Raw genomic sequence first — 18019 nt, forward strand, 5'->3', positions numbered from 1 at the left:
GCCATCGGCGTGGCCAAGGAGACCCGTCACCGGGACCTGAGCGACGAGGAGCCGTCGGTGAGCGAGCAGCCCGCCACGGCTCCGGCGGACGCCCGCACGGTGTGACCCTCGGCAGCCGGCCCTCGTACGCCTCGCGTACGGGGGTCAGTGCTGTGCCGACAACCGGTGCAGCCGCAGGGCGAGTTGGATCTCCAGGGCGCGGGCGGGGCTCTGCCAGTCGTCGCCCAGCAGCCGGGCGACACGCTCCAGGCGTTGCGCCACGGTGTTGACGTGAACGTGCAGTTCGTCCTTGGTGCGGGCCGGGCTCATGCCGCAGGTGAAGTACGCGTCGAGGGTGCGTATGAGGTCGGTGCCGCGTCGTTCGTCGTACGCGACGACCTCGCCGATGGTGCGGTCCACGAATCCGGCGATGTCCCTGTCCCCCGCGAGCAGCAGGCCGAGGAAGCCGAAGTCCTCTGCCGCGGCCCCGCCGCCGGAGCGGCCGAGCAGGCGCAGGGCTTCGAGGCAGCGCCGCCCCTCCGCGTAGGCGGCGGCCACGGTGTCGGGGTGGACGACGAGATGCTGGACCGGCCCTGATGCGCCGACCGTGACCGTCTCGTGGACCGCCGTGCCCAGTTGACGGGCCGTGCGGCGGGCCAGTTCGGTGGCGGTGTCGCCGGGGCTCAGCGGTAGCAGCAGGACGGTGCCGCCGTCACGGGCGGCGGCCAGGCCGTGCCGGGTCGCGGCCAGATGCGAGGCGGCGGACCACAGTCGGCGGCGCGCGGCGGCTTCCTCGTCGGCGTCGGGTGCGGTGCCGTCGAGCCGGGCGGCGAGCACGACATGGGTGGCGTCGAGGTCGGCGTGCAGCATTGACGCGCGCTCGCGCAGCAGCCGCGGATCGCCGTCGCGGGCGTCGAGGAGGTCGTCCAACAGCTCGCCGCGGACCCGCTGCTCGGCCTCGGCGGCGGAGCGTCTGGCGAGCAGCAGCAGCGAGGTGACCATCGCGGCGCGCTCCAGAGTGAGCTGGTCGACCGGGTCCAGACCGGGGTGCCCGCGCAGGACGAGTGCGCCCAGCAGCTCGCCGCCCGCCGTGACGGCGGCGATCCAGTCGTCCCCCTGACGCACGGCGTGGCCTTCCGCGCGCGATGCCTCCAGGGGCTGTGCGGGAGCGTCGCCCGCCTTGGTGAACTCGACGGTGCTGTCGAGGACTTGGGACACCGCGGCGGCCACGTCGTGCACCCCGCCACCGCGCAGGACAAGCTCCGTGAGCCGGTCGTGGACGTCGGAGGCACGCTCGATGACGGCGCTTCGGTCGCGGATGATCTCGTTGGCCCGCTCCAGTCCGGCGAGGGCCGTGCGGGTCTCGGCGAGCATGTTCGCCGAGTCGATGGCGGCGGCGGCCAGCGCGGCGAACGAGCCCAGCAGCGCGATCTGCTCCCGCTCGAAGACCCGGGCGCGCCGGTCGGCGGCGAAGAGGACGCCGATGACATGGTGGCCCAGCATCAGGGGCACGCCGAGGATGGCGACCAGGCCCTCGTCCCGTACGCCCCTGTCGATGGTGTTCGTGTGCTGGAAGCGGCCGTCCTTGAAGTAGTCGTCGGTGACATACGGGCGGGCGGTCTGGGCCACGAGGCCGCCCAGCCCCTCCCCCATGCCGAGCCGCAGCTGCTGGAAGCGGGCGGCGACCGAGCCCTCGGTCACGCGCATATAGGTGTCGCCGCGGTCCGGGTCGTTCAGGCTGAGGTAGGCGACGTCGGTGCCCAGCAGCGAGCGGGCGCGCTGCACGATCGCCTGCAGCACGGAGTCCAGGTCCCGCAGGCCCGCGAGGTCGTGGGCCGTCTCGAAGAGCGCGGACAGCTCGGCCTCCCGGCGACGCCGTCCCTCCAGCTCGGCCCGCACGCGCAGCGCGAGCAGCTTGGCCTGCTCGAGCGCGGCGATCGCCTCGGCCGGCCGGCCCTCGGCGCGCGCCAGCAGCACCGGCTGCTCGTAGGCATCGGCGGACGCGCCCCTGGCCAGCAGTTCCAGGAACGGTGCTTCCGCGCCGCCGGGCACGGGTGCGGCCGCTTCGGCGGTGAGCGCCGCTCGGGCCGCTGCGGCGCCGTTGCGCCCGGCGGACTGCACGTGATCGCGAGACATGTTCACAGGATTCCTCATGGCCCGGCCGCCCGGTCGGCCCTGTGGAAAACTCGGTCTCGGACGGGCGCGGGCGCGGTCAGTGCGCGGTCCAGCCGCCGTCCAGCACGAGCGAGGTGCCGGTCACGAAGGAGGCGTGCGGGCTGCACAGATAGGCGACGGCCTCGGCGACCTCCTCGGGTTCGATGAGGCGCTTGACCGCGCTGTCCTGCAGCAGCACGTCCGTCAGGACACGCTCCGGGGGGACATCGTGTGCCTGCGCCTGATCGGCGAGCTGCTTCTCGACGAGGGGGGTGCGGACGTAGGCGGGGTTCACGCAGTTCGAGGTGACGCCGTGCGGAGCGCCTTCGAGGGCGGCGGTCTTGGACAGGCCCTCCAGGCCGTGCTTGGCGGCCACGTAGGCCGACTTGTAGGCGGAGGCCCGCAGACCGTGGACCGAGGAGATGTTGACGATGCGGCCCCATTCCTGGCCGTACATGTGGGGCAGCGCTCCGCGGATCAGCCGGAACGGTGCCTCCAGCATCACCGTGAGCACGGTGTGGAAGACGTCGGGCGGGAACTCCTCGATGGGCCGCACCAACTGCAGTCCGGCGTTGTTGACGAGGACGTCGGTGCCCGCCGCTGCCTGCTCCGCCGCGTCGAGGTCGGTGAGGTCGAGGACGTGCTGCTCGACACTGCCCGCGAGGCCCCGGGCCTGATCGGCGAGCGACTCCAGGCCCGGGGCGTCCCGGTCGACCGCTCTCACCTTGGCCCCGGCGGCGGCGAGCCGCAGCGCGCAGGCGCGGCCGATGCCACCGGCGGCGCCGGTGACGAGGGCGGTGCGGCCGTCGAGGTCGAGCGAGGGGGCGTGGGGGGCCGGTAGGGCGCTGGGCGGGGTCATGAGTCGACCCTAGGCAGCGCCCCCGCCCTGCTGCATGTGCTGTCGCCCCATACTTCAGTCAATACTCATAGGCTCAAACCATGTGGGTTCGTCGCTCAGCGCCTGCTTGATCCGGAAGTGGTGGTAGTCGGTCATGGTGGGCAGCGCGTCCAGCGCAAACCAGCCCACGTCCAGCGACTCGTCGTCGTTCACGCAGGCCTCGCCGCCCACGGCGCGGGCCCGGAAGCAGACGTCCATGAACTGGCAGACGTCGCCGTTGGGAAAGGTCACCGCCTTCCCGGACCGCACGGAGACCATCCGCTCGACGACGCATTCGACGCCCGTCTCCTCCTGCACCTCCCGGACCGCGGCCGCGGCGGGCTGTTCACCAGGTTCCGGTATGCCGGAGATCAGTGCCCAGCGATGGTTGTCCGCGCGCTGGCCCAGCAGGACCCGGCCCTCGTCGTCGAAGACGACGGCGCTGACGCCGGGCAGCCAGAGCAGCTGGTGACCGGCGGTGGCCCGGATCTCGCGGATGAAGTCAGGAGTAGGCATGCCATCGACCCTAAACGGCCGGCGCTCTGGTCCCGCCGCACTCCAGGAGGCGTACGCCCGGCGTACGGCTACATGCCCCGGGCGCGCCGCCCGCGCACTCCGGCGCCGATCGCCCAGCCCAGGCCGCCCGCCGCGACGAGCACCAGGGCGATCTCCGGCAGGGTGCCCAGCCGCGTCGCGGGTGTCTCGGACGACCGCAGCGGCACCTTCTGCACCAGGTGGTCGGCGACGAACATGCCGGTCTTCTGGGTGATCTTCCCGTCCGGCATGATGATCGCGCTGACGCCGCTGGTGACCGGCACCGTGACGGTCCGGCTGTGCTCGACGGCACGCACGCGTGACATGGCGAGCTGCTGGTAGGTCATCTCGCTGCGGTCGAAGGTCGCGTTGTTGCTGGGCACCGAGATCAGCTGTGCGCCGTCGGTGACCTCGGAGCGCACGGCCCAGTCGAAGGCCGCCTCGTAGCAGGTGACCAGGCCGACCTTCGCGTGGTCCATGGTGAACACGCCCGGCTCGGTGCCCCGGCTGAAGTCCTGGCGGACCATCGACGTCCAGTTGCTGTTGATCGCCCCGATGAGCGAACGCAGCGGCAGGTACTCGCCGAACGGCTGGATCTGCCGCTTGTCGTAGGTGTCGGTGGGTCCCTTCTTCGGGTCCCACAGGATCTGCTCGTTGTAGAGCTTGCCGTGCCGCTCGACGACACCGCCCACCGAGATGGGCACCCCGACGGCCTTGGCCGCGTTGTCGATGACGGCGTAGGCGTCGGCGTTGGCGAAGGGGTCGACGTCGGAGGAGTTCTCCGGCCACAGGACGAAGTCCGGCTTGGGGGTCTTGCCGGCCTTGACGTCGGCGGCCAGGCGCAGCGTCTCGCGCGCGTGGTAGTCGAGCACGGCTCGCCGCTGCGCGTTGAACTCGAGCCCGGAGCGCGGCACATTGCCCTGGATGACCGCGACGGTGGCGTACCCGTTCTCGGCCTTGTCGCTCACCAGCGGCCGGGCGGCCACCGCGCCCACCACGGGCACGGCCACGCTGAGCAGCGCGGCGGCCGCTGCCGACTTCCGGACGGCGCGCGTGCGCCTGCCCTCGACGGCGAGGCGTACGACCTCGTAGAGGCCGAAGCCGCACAGCACGACCGCGAAGCCGAGCACCGGGGTGCCGCCCACGGCGGCCAGTGGCAGGAAGACGCCGTCGGCCTGACCGAAGGCGATCTTGCCCCAGGGGAAGCCGCTGAACGGCACGCGCGCGCGTGCCGCCTCGCCCGCGATCCATACCGCGGCCGCCCAGAGCGGCCACCCGGGCAGCTTCGACACCGCGGCGACGCCCGCACCGACCAGCGCGACGAAGATCGCCTCGATCGCGACCAGCGCGAGCCAGGGTCCGGAGCCGACCTCCACACCGGTCCACACCAGGAGCGGCAGCAGGAATCCGAGGCCGAAGAGGTAACCGAGACCGAGCCCCGCCTTCCAGCTGCGCCCACGCAACACCCAGCCGAAGCAGGCGAAGGCGGGCAGGGCCAGCCACCACAGGGTGCGCGGCGGGAAGCTGACGTAGAGCAGCACTCCGGAGAGCGCCGCGGTGAGAGCCGGAACGAAGCGTGCGAGGCGTGCCACGGGTGAGGCGGTCGCGTTCTGCGGCTCCAACTGGTCCGACTCGTCCACGGAAGTTGCGGTGACGGTCACTCCGGGAGTGTACGGCGGGTGGCTTCGGCACTGACAGCGCGGTCCGGGTGGCAGCAAGCGGCGCCGGGCGGCCCAGGCGTCGCATCGTTCCTGCATAACTCGGTCCAACTCATCCACAAAACGGCCATCAACCGTTACGGTGTGCCCAGCCACAGTCGCGGGGCGGTCAGGGCCCGGCGACCTGGGTCGTACGAGGTCGGGGGGCCTCGGTCGGGTTCTGGGGGCTGGGTGGGTTCCACGGGGATGACGTCTGACGCCGGGCCTGGGGAGGTCGGCGAGAGACGAAACGTTTCTGACGCGGCGGGCGTGGTGGTGCTGGGTGCATGCGCCACCTGGTCGCTGATCACGGCGACCGTGCACGAGGGGCGCCCGGAAGGCGTGCTGCTCGCGGTGCTCGCCGTGGCGGCGGGCTATGCCGCCGGGCGGATCTGCGGGGCGCTGCTGCCGGTGGCGGCGCCCTGCGCCGGGGCCGTGGCCGGGCTCGGCCTGGCCATTGCCGTTCCGCAGCTGGCCCCGGGACCCCAGATCGTCGCGCCGCTGGGGCACGCCGGGGCCAGTGCCGCGCTGCTGACGCTGTGCGCCGGTGCGGCGTGCTGTGCGGCCTGGTCGACACCGATCCCGGCCGTGCGCCTCGCCCTCGCCGCGCTGGCGGTCGGCATCACCGTGTCCGCGGCCGTCCTCGGCTCGACCAGCGGATTCGTGACCTGCACCGCCGTGCTGCTGTGCTCCCTGGCCGCGGGCCGCATGACCAACCGCGGCCTCGGCATCGCGGGCCTCGCCCTGGCCGCGGTCACGGTGACCGGCCTGACCTGGGCCGTCGCAGGCAGTGCCCTGCCCGCCGGACTGACCTCGGCCCTGGAGGGCCAGCTCACCCCGCACCGGATCGAGCTGTGGCGGGACGCCCTGCATCTGGCGCATCACAACGCCGCCCTCGGCGTGGGCCCGGAGCGGTTCGGCGAACTGAGCACGACGGCGACCCGCACCCTGCTCTCGGACGGCAAACCGCATTCCGCACTGCTGCAGCAGGCGGCCGAACAGGGTGTCGTCGGGGTGGTCCTGCTGGGGGCGTCCTTCTGCTGGGTGCTGCACGCGCTGTGGCGCTCGCCGCGCCCCACACCGGTCGCGCTCACCGCCGGAGCGGCCCTGACGGCGCTCGCGACGATCGCCACGGTCGGCAACGCGCTGAGCTTCACCGCCGTCTCGGTGGGTGCGGGCGTCCTCGCGGGCCTGGCCACGGCCCGTCCGCTCGCGGACGAGTCACCGCAGGAGGAGTTGCACGTACGACCGTGTGACGACCGGCTGACGCCGTAATGGGCGGGTCCTACGCGGCCTGCCGTACGGTCCTGATCAGTGCAGCACGCCGGACGAGCCCGGGCGCAGGCGGTCCCGGATGACCCGGACGGCGGTCTCGGCGTTGTCCACGGTGATCGTGAACGTGTGCCCGTCCCACAGGCGCAGCACGATGCCCTCGCCGCGCCGCACGACGACGGCGGTCCCCTTCTCGGGCCGCCAGCGGTAGCCCCAGCCACCCCACTGGCGCGGGGTGACGTGCTCGGCGAACTCCGCACCCGCCACATGCGAGAGGGGAATGCGGCGGCGCGGCACACCGATGTGGCCGCAGCGCACCTCGACGCACTCCTTGTCGAGCTTCAGATCGACGTGCACGAAGGCGAGCGTGCCGAAGAGGACCAGCAGTCCGGCCGCGATGCAGCCGACGACGGACATGACGAGAGGGGCGATGCCGGACTTCCAGGCGGAGTCGACCGCGAGCTCGACCCCGAGCGCCATGAAGGCCGCACCGCCGAGCGCCAGCAGCCACTGGATCCGGTTGGTCGCGCGTCCGGTCCAGACATCGGGATGCTTGGCGTGCCCGCCCTGGGGGTCGTCCCTCATGGCTACGAGATTACTCAGGTTTCGCTGCGCGGGCACCGAGTCGCGGTGAGTGACTGCGCCGTCCGGCCCATCCCGGACCGGCTGCGTCCGTTTGGCGGCTTTCGTTCAGCTCGCGGGACTGACCGCCCGGAGGAGGCGGCCTTCCTCGTAGGCCAGGGCGGGCGCCACGAGCGCGCCCTCGCGACCGCTCAGCAGAACCGTGAGGGTTCCGGTCGCGGATGCGTCCGGGGCGGGCTGCTCACCGATCCGGCGCAGCGCCTGGGCGGCCACGGCACCGGCGGAACCGTGCAGGACGAGCGGCGGGCGGCCCGGCTGCTGCACGGCGGCACGGATGCGCTCGGCCACGAGCTCGTAATGGGTGCAGCCCAGGACGACGGTCGTTACATCGTCGGGGGTCAGCGCGGCGGCCGCGGCCACGGCGGTGTCGATGGCCGCCTCGTCCGCGTGCTCCACTGCTTCCGCGAGGCCGTGGCAGGGGACCTCCGCGACCGACACTTCGCCGGCGAACTCCGCGATGAGGTTGCGCTGGTAGGGGCTGCCGGTGGTGGCGGGCGTCGCCCAGATCGCCAGCGGGCCGCCGCCGGCCGCGGCCGGCTTGATCGCCGGGACCGTGCCGACGACCGGAACACCCGGTTCGAGGAGGGCCCGCAGGGCGGGCAGGGCGTGCACACTGGCCGTGTTGCAGCCCACGATCAGGGCGTCGGGCCGGTGCGCGGCCGCCGCTTCGGCGACCAGAAGCGCGCGCTCGGTCAGGTCTTCGGGAGTCCTGGGCCCCCAGGGCATGCCGTCGGGGTCCAGGGAGAGCACCAGATCTGCGTCGGGCCGCAGACGCCGTACCGCGGCAGTGGCCGCCAGCAGACCGATTCCGGAGTCCATGAGCGCGATCTTCACCCGGCCACGATAGACGATGGGCCCCTGCGGGACCGCCGGGTGGGGCACACTGCGCGGGTGAGCGCCATCGCGTTGATCGCCGCCGTATCACTCGCCGCCTGGCTGTGGCTGCTGCTCTGTCAGGGCTTCTTCTGGCGTACCGACGTCAGACTTCCGCACCGGCAGGACCCAGCCGTCTGGCCGCCGGTCTGCGTCGTGGTCCCCGCCCGCGACGAGGCCGAGGTCCTGCCCGCGAGTCTGCCGTCCCTGCTCGCCCAGAAGTATCCGGGCCGGGCGGAGATCTTCCTCGTCGACGACGGCAGCTCGGACGGCACCGGCGCCCTGGCCCTTGAACTGGCGGACAGACACGGCGGGCTGCCCCTCACCGTCGGCTCCCCCGGCGAACCGCCGCCCGGCTGGACGGGCAAGCTGTGGGCCGTACGGCACGGCATCGCACTGGCACGCGCGCGTGAGCCCGAATATCTGCTGCTGACGGACGCCGACATCGCACACGAGCCGGACAGTCTGCGCGAGCTGGTCGCCGCCGCACGCACCGGCGGCTTCGACGTCGTCTCGCAGATGGCCCGGCTACGGGTGGAGAGCCCGTGGGAGCGGCTGGTGGTGCCGGCGTTCGTCTACTTCTTCGCGCAGTTGTATCCGTTCCGCCGGATCGGCGCGAAGGGCACGCGTACGGCGGCGGCCGCGGGCGGCTGCGTGCTGTTGCGCACCGAGGCCGCCGAGCGCGCGCGGATCCCGGACGCGATCCGGCATGCCGTCATCGACGACGTGGCGCTCGCGCGCGCGGTCAAGGGCAGCGGCGGCCGCATCTGGCTGGGCCTTGCCGAACGGGTGGACAGCGTGCGGCCGTATCCACGGCTGCACGATCTGTGGCGGATGGTCTCGCGCAGCGCGTACGCGCAGTTGCGGCACAACCCGCTGGTACTGCTCGGCACCGTTCTCGGGCTGGCCCTGGTGTATCTGGTGCCGCCCGTGACGCTGATCGCCGGACTGGCCACCGGGGAGGCGGCCGCCGCGCTCCTCGGCGGCCTCGCCTGGCTGGTGATGACAGGGACGTACATCCCGATGCTCCGCTACTACACCCAGCCGCTGTGGCTCGCTCCCCTGCTGCCGTTCACCGCGTTCCTGTACCTCCTCATGACCGTCGATTCCGCGGTACAGCACTACCGGGGGCGCGGTGCCGCCTGGAAGGGCCGCACCTACGCACGCCCGGACACCGTGGCGGACGAGCACTCGCTCTGAGAGGGCAGCAGGCACATCCCGTCGCGGGGGCCGTCACTTCCTGCCGGGGCTCCAGTTCATGCCCCACCCGTAGGCGTGGTCGATGGTCCGCTGAGGGCTCACTCCGCGCTCGGGCACCAGATAGCGCGCCTCGCGCTGGACGATCAGGTCCCCGCCGTTGTTGGTGATCAGGGCGAGCGCGCACACCGTCGAGGGGACCGTGCACTCGTCGAGCGAGAAGTCGATGGGGGCGCCGTACTGCGGCTGGAGGGTGACGGTGGCGTGCAGGTCCGCGAAGGACCGCGCGCCTTCGTAGATCGTCACGAAGACGAGGATCCGCCTGAAGTCCTGCTTGTGGTCGAGGTTGACGGTGAGGTTCTCGCCGCTCTCGACGGCACCGGTGCGGTCGTCGCCGTCGAGGTGGATGTACGGCGGCTGGTGCAGCGCCCCGAAGGCGTTGCCGAGGGCCTGGATGACGCCCTTGCGGCCGTCGGTGAGTTCGTACAGGGCGCACAGGTCCAGGTCGAGGTCCCGGTGCATGGCGACCGCCCGGCCGCGCTTGCTGCCCCACCCGGAGAACTGCTTGCGCACCTGCCAGTTGAGGTTCACGCGCATGGAGCCCGAGGTGCCGCCCTGCTTGGCCAGCGAGACCGAGGGGGCCGCCTTTGTCAGCGTCACCTTGCTCAGGCTGACCGGCTGGGCGGGCGGTGCGGAAGGCGCAGACGGTGCGGGCGGCCAGGGCTGCTGGGCAGCAGCGGCCGGGGGCGCGACGGGCGGGGGCGGTTGCACGGCGGCGGGTGGTGCGACGGGCGGGGGCATGGTCACCGTGGGTGCGACCGGAGGCGCCGCGGGCGGAGGCGCGGGAGCGGCTGCGGGCGCGGCCTGCTGCGGCTCGTCCACCGTGATGCCGAAGTCGGTGGCCAGACCTTCAAGTCCGCTGCTGTAGCCCTGACCCACGGCGCGGAACTTCCAGGCGCCCTGCCGGCGGTAGAACTCGCCGAGCACGAAAGCGGTTTCGACGCTCGCGCCCGTGCTGTCGAAGCGGGCCACCACACCGCCCTGGGCGGCATCGCGGACCTCGATGTAGAGATCCGGGATCTGCCCGAAATTGCCGCCGTCGGCCGAGGCGGCGAGGACGACGGTCTCGATCGCGGGCTCCACGCGCGCGAGGTCCACAAGAAGACTGTCGACGATCTGTCCGCCGCCGTCCCTTTTGCCCTCGTGGCGCACCGCGCCGGAGGAGTGCGCCGGCTGGTTGTAGAAGACGAAGTCACCGTCGGAGCGCACCTTGCCGCCCACGAGCAGAAGCGCCGACGCGTCCGCGTCCGGCACGCCGGGGCCGGAACGCCAGCCCAATTCCACTCGCAGTGCCGCCGTCGGCACCGGTGTATTCGAACCTTTCGACATTGACATGTCCGCCCCCATCGCGTGTGACCGCGCAGCCCGTGTCCGGCAGCCCTTCGGGTTGTCTCCGCACACAACCTATTCCCAAGGACAGCGAACGCCCACGAGCGGCACAGGAAGACCCGAGACCGACCCGTCGGTAACCCGCTCGGAACTTGGCCTTTACAGGATTCTGACTCCGTTCGACGCCCTATTTTGCCAAGTTCGCTCGCATTGGGGATCCCGAGTCACTGCGGACGCTGAAAACAACCCTCTTATCGGTCTCCCCAACTAGCACATCGAGGGCTTAACTTATGAGCCATGACCTCCCCCCGCTCCACCTTCGGCGGCGGCTACTACTCCGCCTTCCCGGACACCCCGATCTACGACCGGCTCGTCGCCGAGCGGGGCACCCCGCAGATCGCTCCGATCCGGGTCCCCGCCGCGTACGACGCGCCGGGCAGCTATCTGCCGGCCCTGCCGTCGGCCCTGCCCGCCCTTCCGGCGGGCCCCTCCGCACAGTCCACCTACGGCTATCCGCAGGCGCAGCAGCCGGCTCCGCTGCAGCAGGCACCCGCGGCGTACATCCCTCAGCAGGCCACGGCCCCTCGCGGCTACCCCGGCCCGCAGCAGCAGCCGCAGCCGCAACGGCCGATGGCGTCCGGCATGGGCTATGAGGCGATGCGCCCCGCGGCCCCCCGGCCGATCCCGGCCCAGTACCAGGATCCGTACAACGCCCAGCAGCAGTACCGCGGCGGCTACTGAGCCGTCCGGCGTTCTCCACCGGTTGTCGCTGCCGCCTGGCACGATGGCCTCATGGGGAACGCTCTGCTGCAGTCGGTACATGTCCACCCGGTCAAGGCGTTCCGGGGCCTCGCGCCCCGGGAGGCCGTGGTGGAGCCCTGGGGGCTGGCCGGGGACCGGCGCTGGGCACTGATCGACGACGGGGGAAAGGTCGTCACCCAGCGTCAGCAGCCGCGCCTTGCGCTCGCCGCCGCCGAGTTGGTCCCCGGCGGCAGCGTGCGGCTGTCCGCGCCCGGCATGGATCCGCTGACCGTGCCGGAGCCCCGGCCGCTCGGCACGGTGCCGGTGCAGATCTTCGGCGACAAGGTCGAAGGGGTGCTCGCCGAGGACGGCTCGGCCCACACCTGGTGCAGTGACTATCTCGGCGCGGATGTGCGCCTCGTGCACATGGACGATCCGGCCACGCGCCGCCCCGTCGACCCGGAGTACGCACGACCGGGCGAGACGGTCGCCTTCGCCGACGGCTTCCCGCTGCTGCTCACCACCAGCGCCTCCCTCGACGCCCTCAACTCCCTGATCGCCCAAGGAGACCGCCCTGCCGAAGGGCCGTTGCCGATGAACCGGTTCCGGCCGAACGTCGTCGTACAAGGCACCACCGCCTGGGCCGAGGACGACTGGTCGCACATCACGATCGGCGAGGTCGCCTTCCGGGTCGCCAAGACATGCGGACGGTGCGTGGTGACCACCACCGACCAGGGCACCGCCGCACGGGGCAAGGAGCCCCTGGTCACGCTGGGCCGCCACCGCCGCATCGGCGGCCAACTCGTCTTCGGCCAGAACCTGGTGCCCCTGTCCACCGGCACCATCCGGGTCGGCGACCCGGTCACGGTCCTCGCGTAGGCGACTCGTGCGTGGCACGCGCAGAAAGATCCGCGCAGAAAGATCCGCACAAGTCGCGATGCGCGGGAACCGGGGCCGGGGGCCCGCGCGTTGAGCTTCGTGAGAAGTTCATGAGAGACCGCGGAAACGGGTGATGTCGCTCTCTCTTTGACGGGGCCGGCATGGGGACGGGCCGGTCGGGGGTTATGACGGAGCGGGAAGGGGGTGCAGGACGGTGCGCACGATCAGCGGACTCTGGCGCTGGCGGCACAATCCGCTGCGCCGCACCAGCGATCTGGCCGAGGCATGGCTGGCCCTGGCCACGCTGCTGCTGATCCTCGTCGCCGCGCCCGTGATCGGCACCGTCGTCGGAGGCATCGCCCAGGACGCCCTGCAGCAGTCCGCGCGGGACCAGCGCGCCGCCCGGCACCTGGTGACGGCGACGGTCGTCCGCAAGCTGGACCTCTCCCCGCTGGACACCGACCCCGAGACCTCCTCGGCGCGGGATCTGCGCAGCCGCGTCGTCGCCGACTGGATCGGGCCGGACGGCTCAAGACACCACGGCGCGGCGATGGCGGACCTCAAGTCCCCGCACCGCGGCGACCACTTCAAGATATGGACGGATCTGCACGGCCGGATAGTGGCCCGGCCGCTCGATGCCGCGACGGCGACCACCCATGCGGTGCTCGCCGGATTCGGTGCCGCCATGCTCACCGCGGGCGCCGTCGAGGGTGCCCGGCGCCTCGTCGTATGGCGCATGGTCCGTCGCCGGTACGCGCGTTGGGACCAGGCCTGGGACCGGGCGGGCCCGGACTGGGGCAGGACCGGCGCCGGCAGCTGACGGCCTTCCCGCTCTGGTCAACCCACCAGCCGCGCGCACGCTACGGTGGAGCGGCCGATCCCTTCGGCATCAACCCGCGTATCACGAGGTGGGGGCACAGCAACGCCATGGCACAGGGCACGGTCCAGGTGACGCACACCGGCACATCGAGGTGGCGACGCCGCACGGGTGAGTACGCGTCGCTCGCCGCCGCCCTGGAGGCCGCCGGCGACGGAGACGTCCTCACGGTCGCGCCCGGCACGTATCGCGAGAACCTCGTCGTGCGGCGGTCGGTCACCCTGCGCGGGCCCGAGGGCTCGCCCGGTTCGGTGCGGATCGCGCCCGCGGACGGTGTGCCGCTGACCGTGTGTGCCTCGGCAGTTGTCCAGGATCTGCATGTGGAGGGTCAGGACGCGGCGGCGCCCGCTCTGCTGGTCGAGGAGGGCACGCCGGAGCTGCTGGACATCCGGGTCGTCACGCGGTCCGCTGCGGGGATCGAGGTGCGCGGGGGCGCGCGGCCGACCGTGCGGCGCTGCACCGTCGACAACCCCGCGGGCAACGGCATCGCCGTACTCGACGGCGGGGGCGGGGTGTTCGAGGAGTGCGAGGTCGTGGCCGCCGGACAGTCCGGCGTCGCCGTCCGCGGCGGTGCGCACCCTCGCCTGGAGCGCTGCCGGATCCATCACGCCTCGGGGGCGGGGCTGTCGGCGACCGGTGAGAACACCGCCGTGGAAGCGGTGGGTTGTGAGATCTACGAGGTCCGGGGCAGCGGCGTCCAGATCACCGGGCGGGCCACCGCTCACCTCACGGACAGCGATGTGCACCGCACCACCGCGGACGGCGTCACTCTCGATACGGACGCGGTGCTCACCCTGGCCGACTGCCGTATCCACGACATCCCGGAGAACGCGGTGGATCTGCGTTCGCGCTCGGTGCTCACCCTGACCCGGACGACGGTGCGTCAGTTCGGGCGCAACGGCCTGTCGGTGTGGGATCCGGGCACGCGCGTGGACGCCAACCAGTGCGAGATCTTCGACAGCACCGGTGACTACCCCGCGGTGTGGGTCAGTGACGGCGCGACCGCGGTGCTCGACTCATGCCGGGTGCACGACGTGCCGGACGCCCTGTTCGTCCTCGACCGCGGCTCGCGCGCGGACGTCGTCGACAGCGACCTGTCCCAGGTGCGCAACACGGCCGTGTCGGTGAGCGACGGCGCCACCGCTCAGCTCGACGACTGCCGCATCCGGGACGCCGCGACGGGCGCCTGGTTCCGCGACCACGGCAGCGGCGGCACGCTCAACGGCTGCACCATCGACGGCACCCAGACCGGCGTGATCGTCACCAAGGGCGCCGACCCCACCATCGAGCGCTGCACGGTCGACTCCCCCGCGGAAGCGGGCTTCTACGTCTCGGCCGGCGGCCGCGGCAGCTTCCTCGGCTGCCGCGTGACGGGCAGCGGCGGCTACGGCTTCCATGTGATCGACGGCAGCCGTACGACACTGAAGAAGTGCCGTACGGAGCGCTGCGCGCGCGGCGGTTACGAGTTCGCGGAGGGCGGCGACGCGGCCCCAGGAACCGGCCCCGTCGTCGAGGAGTGCACCAGCGACGAGAGCGCGGGCCTCGAGCCGCCGACGGTGCAGGAGACCGCGGTGGTGCAGCAGGCCTCGCAGTCGCCCGGTCTGCTGGGCGCGATCCCCGGCCAGCGCACCACCGAGCAGGAGCCCCTCATCGCGGCCGCGCAGCCCGCGCAGCCCGCGCGGACGTCGAAGGCCGTGCTCGGTGAACTCGACGCCCTGGTCGGCCTGGAGAGCGTGAAGCGCGAGGTGCGGGCGCTCACCGACATGATCGAGGTGGGCAGGCGCCGGCAGCAGGCGGGCCTCAAGGCGGCCTCGGTCAAGCGGCATCTGGTCTTCACGGGCTCCCCCGGCACCGGCAAGACGACCGTGGCCCGGCTCTACGGCGAGATCCTCGCCTCCCTCGGCGTGCTGGAGAAGGGGCATCTCGTCGAGGTGTCCCGCGTCGACCTGGTCGGCGAGCACATCGGCTCGACGGCGATCCGTACGCAGGAGGCGTTCGACCGGGCGCGCGGCGGCGTGCTGTTCGTCGACGAGGCCTACGCGCTGTCGCCGGAGGACTCGGGCCGCGACTTCGGCCGGGAGGCCATCGACACGCTGGTGAAGCTGATGGAGGACCACCGCGACGCGGTCGTGGTGATCGTCGCGGGCTACACGGCCGAGATGGAGCGCTTCCTCTCGGTCAACCCCGGTGTGGCGTCCCGTTTCTCACGCACCATCACCTTCAGCGACTACGACCCCGAGGAACTGTTGCGGATCGTCGAGCAGCAGGCCGAGGAGCACGAGTACCGGCTGGCGCCGGGCACCGCTGAGGCCCTGCTGAAGTACTTCACGGCGCTCCCGAAGGGCCCGGCGTTCGGCAACGGCCGCACCGCACGGCAGACCTTCGAGGCGATGGTGGAGCGACACGCGAGCCGGGTCGCCCAGTTCGAGGAGCCGACGACCGACGATCTGACGCTGCTCTACGTCGAGGACCTCCCCGCGTCCTCCTGAGTTTCCGTCTTCGGGCGCGGAGCCGGTACGCCCGGCCTCAGCCGCGCCAGCAGGCGTTCGCGTTCCTCGGCGAAGGCCGGGTCGGCCTGGTAGTCGCTGTGGCCCAGGATCGGGGCGGGCAGCGGGTGTTGCGGGGTGCGGCCGTAGGCCAGGGGGTCCTTCAGCGGCTTGCGGTCCACCTCGGGCTCGTGGCCGCCGGGCAGCCGGACCGGGCCGCCGATGGGGTCGGTCAGCCGGTAGAGGTTGCGCCAGCAGTCGATGTCGCGGTGCAGCGAGGTGAGCGCGGCGGGGCCGAAGTGGGCCGGGAACCAGCGGCCGTAGAGGCGCTCGATCGGGGAGCCGTAGGTCAGCAGGGCGACGCGTCTGCGCTCCGACGGCTTGAGCTGCCAGGCCGCGGCGGCCGCGAGCACACTGCCCTGGGAGTGTCCGGAGATGACGAGGCGGCCGCCGGTGGCACGCGTCCATGTCGCCATCCGCCAGGTGAGGTCGGGGACCGCGCGCTCGGCGTAGCAGGGCGGGGCGAAGGGGTGGGCGGCGCGCGGCCAGAAGGTGCCGACGTCCCACAGGATGCCGATGGTGCGGCGGGCGGAGGCGTCCTTGTAGGCGCGTCTGCCCCAGGTGACGAAGAGGATGAAGCCCAGGCCGATCAGCCAGGAGCCCAAAGCCTGCGCGGTCTGGGCGGCGCCGTGCACGAAGGCGTACGCGTGCTGCGCGGTCCGGGCGGGGGCCTCGTCGGTCGTCATCGCGCCGGCCAGGGCTCCGGCGCCGAGCAGCAGGGTCGTGCCGGCGACGACGGCGATCAGCAGAGGTGCGCGGTCGGTGAGGGTGGCCAGTGCGCGCGTGGTGGCGATCTTGCTGGTGCGGGCGGCGTCGGTGGGTTCGGAGGGATAGTCCAGTTGCACCTCGCCCAGCTGGGTGCGGCGCAGCAGCCAGGCGCGTCGGCCCAGCCATCCGCAGAACCCGATCAGGACGACGAGCAGGACGGGGATCGCGGACGCCTGCCAGGTCAGCAGGACCGGTGGGCCCACGAGTGAGGTGCCGGTGCCGTCCAGCCAGTCGGACACGCGCTGGGCGACGCCGCCCGACATCACGCCGCCCAGCGCGCAGCCCAGCGTGGCGACTGCGGGGCCGGCCAGGCCGCGCATGGCGGCGCGTGCGTCGGGGTGGGTGCGGTGCAGCAGGTGGGCGACGACCGCGAGGGCGATCACCAGCGCGCCCTGGAGGAGGGCGAGGCCGCCGAAGGTGGTGCCGCCGCCGAGCAGTCGGCCCGTCGAGTCCCAGCCGGGCCGTTCCCATCCGGCGTAGAGGGCGGCGAGCAGCACCAGGAGCAGGGCGGAGAGCGGCAGCCGGCGTACGAGATGCTTGTCGCGCTCGTGGTCGAGGCGGTTCTCGCTGCGGCCGCGGCTGCAGACCACCCACAGCACGACGGCCGCGGTGGCGGCGATCGCGGCGAGCAGCAGCCAACCCAGGGTGTCGAGTGTGCCGGGGCCGCCGGGTCCTCGGTCGTGGCGGGCGGCGGTCGATGCCACCGCAGCGGCGACCGTCAGCAGTCCGGCCGCGGTGTGGGCGGCGCGCAGCCGGGCGACCAGCCGGCGGCCGTACCAGAAGCCGGGGCTGCCGAGGCCGGTGCGCCCGGTGCTGTCGTCGGGTTCGGCCTGGTGGGACATCGGCTGCACCGACTCGTAGGCGCTCCAGGTGCGGCGCGAGAGGTACCACAGCAGGCCGGTGAGCGCGGTGGGCACCACGGCCGCGAGGGCGAGGCGGCGGCCCGGCCTGCTCCACCAGCCGTGGTGCGAGACGTCGGGCGACAGGAAGCCCAGCCAGGAGTGCTGCTCGGCGCACGCGCGCGTGCCCGCGCACTGCCAGGCCGCCAGGTCCAGGGCGACCTCGCAGGCGGCCGCGACCAGCAGCACCGTCAGGGTGAGTCCGGCGAGCCGCACCAGCAGCCCGTACAGCCGGACCGTCCGCCGCCGGTGGCCGCGGGTGTCGGGGCGCATCCAGTGGGCGAGGTTGACGACCATGAAGGGCAGTAACAGCAGCCACAGGGCGCGTGCGCTGTCGCCGGAGGTGAGGTTGCACCAGACGTACGCTTCCTGCACCGGTCGGTCACGGTAGTCCTGGGGTCTGCTCTCCGCGTCGGCGTCCTCGACCCGGCGGTAGACGGCGGCCGTGTCGTCACCGGTGATCCGCACCGTGCTCGGATCGTTCAGCATCTGCTGCGGCGTGGTGCCGCCCACTCCGTGGACCAGGAGCTCCAGGGCCGTTCCGGATCCTTCGGAACCGCCTGCGCCGCTGCCGGTCGAGACACTTTTCTGCGCACGTTCCACTGTTCGCACTTCCCCCGTGACGCGCCGTCGGCTGATGGCCGTTTGTGTCCGTGCGGACACCAGGATCTCCGTTCTGCCGTGGCCTTACACCC

General features: G+C 72.4%; 14 protein-coding genes. 6 read left to right on the forward strand and 8 right to left on the reverse strand.

The genetic code is table 11. The features are described from left to right. Positions 1-144: 144 nt before the first annotated feature. From JYK17_RS15550 to lnt, 4 genes are all read right to left on the reverse strand, one after another. Positions 145-2115 carry a helix-turn-helix domain-containing protein gene (locus tag JYK17_RS15550; RefSeq protein WP_222810568.1) on the reverse strand — a complete coding sequence of 657 codons (1971 nt, stop codon included), beginning with the start codon at positions 2113-2115 and terminating at the stop codon, positions 145-147. Between the two features lie 76 nt (positions 2116-2191). Then, a complete protein-coding gene (locus JYK17_RS15555) occupies positions 2192-2992 on the reverse strand; it encodes a 3-hydroxybutyrate dehydrogenase (RefSeq protein WP_128803956.1) in 801 nt (266 codons plus the stop codon). Positions 2993-3046: 54 nt separating this feature from the next. Then, the gene (locus JYK17_RS15560; RefSeq protein WP_222810569.1) at positions 3047-3526 is read right to left on the reverse strand and encodes an NUDIX hydrolase; all 480 of its coding nucleotides are present in this window, start codon (positions 3524-3526) and stop codon (positions 3047-3049) included. Positions 3527-3594: 68 nt separating this feature from the next. Then, a complete protein-coding gene (gene lnt, locus JYK17_RS15565; protein WP_108012644.1) occupies positions 3595-5205 on the reverse strand; it encodes an apolipoprotein N-acyltransferase in 1611 nt (536 codons plus the stop codon). Between the two features lie 243 nt (positions 5206-5448). Here lnt and JYK17_RS15570 point away from each other — a divergent pair, with 243 nt between their 5' ends. After that, positions 5449-6516, forward strand: coding sequence for an O-antigen ligase family protein (locus JYK17_RS15570; RefSeq protein ID WP_261995791.1), 1068 nt, complete (start codon positions 5449-5451; stop codon positions 6514-6516). A 36-nt stretch (positions 6517-6552) separates the two neighbouring features. Here JYK17_RS15570 and JYK17_RS15575 read toward each other — a convergent pair whose 3' ends face one another. Beyond that, entirely contained in the window at positions 6553-7098 is a 546-nt protein-coding gene (locus JYK17_RS15575) for a hypothetical protein (protein WP_108012643.1), read from the reverse strand. Between the two features lie 105 nt (positions 7099-7203). Continuing rightward, on the reverse strand, positions 7204-7989 hold the full coding sequence (locus tag JYK17_RS15580; RefSeq protein WP_108012642.1) for a glutamate racemase: 786 nt from the start codon (positions 7987-7989) through the stop codon (positions 7204-7206). A 57-nt stretch (positions 7990-8046) separates the two neighbouring features. On the opposite strand from JYK17_RS15580, the gene JYK17_RS15585 reads away from it, so the two are divergent. Continuing rightward, complete coding sequence (locus JYK17_RS15585) at positions 8047-9228, forward strand: glycosyltransferase (protein ID WP_222810570.1); 1182 nt, start codon at positions 8047-8049, stop codon at positions 9226-9228. Between the two features lie 33 nt (positions 9229-9261). Here JYK17_RS15585 and JYK17_RS15590 read toward each other — a convergent pair whose 3' ends face one another. Further along, on the reverse strand, positions 9262-10614 hold the full coding sequence (locus JYK17_RS15590) for a TerD family protein (protein ID WP_222810585.1): 1353 nt from the start codon (positions 10612-10614) through the stop codon (positions 9262-9264). A 297-nt stretch (positions 10615-10911) separates the two neighbouring features. On the opposite strand from JYK17_RS15590, the gene JYK17_RS15595 reads away from it, so the two are divergent. The 4 genes from JYK17_RS15595 (at position 10912) to JYK17_RS15610 (ending at position 15600) form a co-directional block, all read left to right on the forward strand. Continuing rightward, complete coding sequence (locus JYK17_RS15595) at positions 10912-11355, forward strand: DUF6643 family protein (protein ID WP_108012639.1); 444 nt, start codon at positions 10912-10914, stop codon at positions 11353-11355. Between the two features lie 51 nt (positions 11356-11406). Continuing rightward, on the forward strand, positions 11407-12234 hold the full coding sequence (locus tag JYK17_RS15600) for an MOSC domain-containing protein (RefSeq protein WP_108012638.1): 828 nt from the start codon (positions 11407-11409) through the stop codon (positions 12232-12234). Between the two features lie 214 nt (positions 12235-12448). Further along, positions 12449-13054: an Rv1733c family protein gene (locus JYK17_RS15605; RefSeq protein ID WP_108012637.1), complete on the forward strand. Its 606-nt coding sequence runs from the start codon at positions 12449-12451 to the stop codon at positions 13052-13054. Between the two features lie 107 nt (positions 13055-13161). Beyond that, complete coding sequence (locus tag JYK17_RS15610; RefSeq protein WP_164932322.1) at positions 13162-15600, forward strand: right-handed parallel beta-helix repeat-containing protein; 2439 nt, start codon at positions 13162-13164, stop codon at positions 15598-15600. On the opposite strand, the gene JYK17_RS15615 is transcribed toward JYK17_RS15610, so the two are convergent. Next, positions 15570-17927 carry a lipase family protein gene (locus JYK17_RS15615; RefSeq protein ID WP_222810571.1) on the reverse strand — a complete coding sequence of 786 codons (2358 nt, stop codon included), beginning with the start codon at positions 17925-17927 and terminating at the stop codon, positions 15570-15572. The two genes, JYK17_RS15610 and JYK17_RS15615, sit on opposite strands and share 31 nt — an antisense overlap. Positions 17928-18019 lie beyond the last annotated feature (92 nt).

The organism is Streptomyces plumbidurans (genome assembly GCF_019857225.1).
In the GTDB taxonomy this organism is placed as follows: domain Bacteria; phylum Actinomycetota; class Actinomycetes; order Streptomycetales; family Streptomycetaceae; genus Streptomyces; species Streptomyces plumbidurans.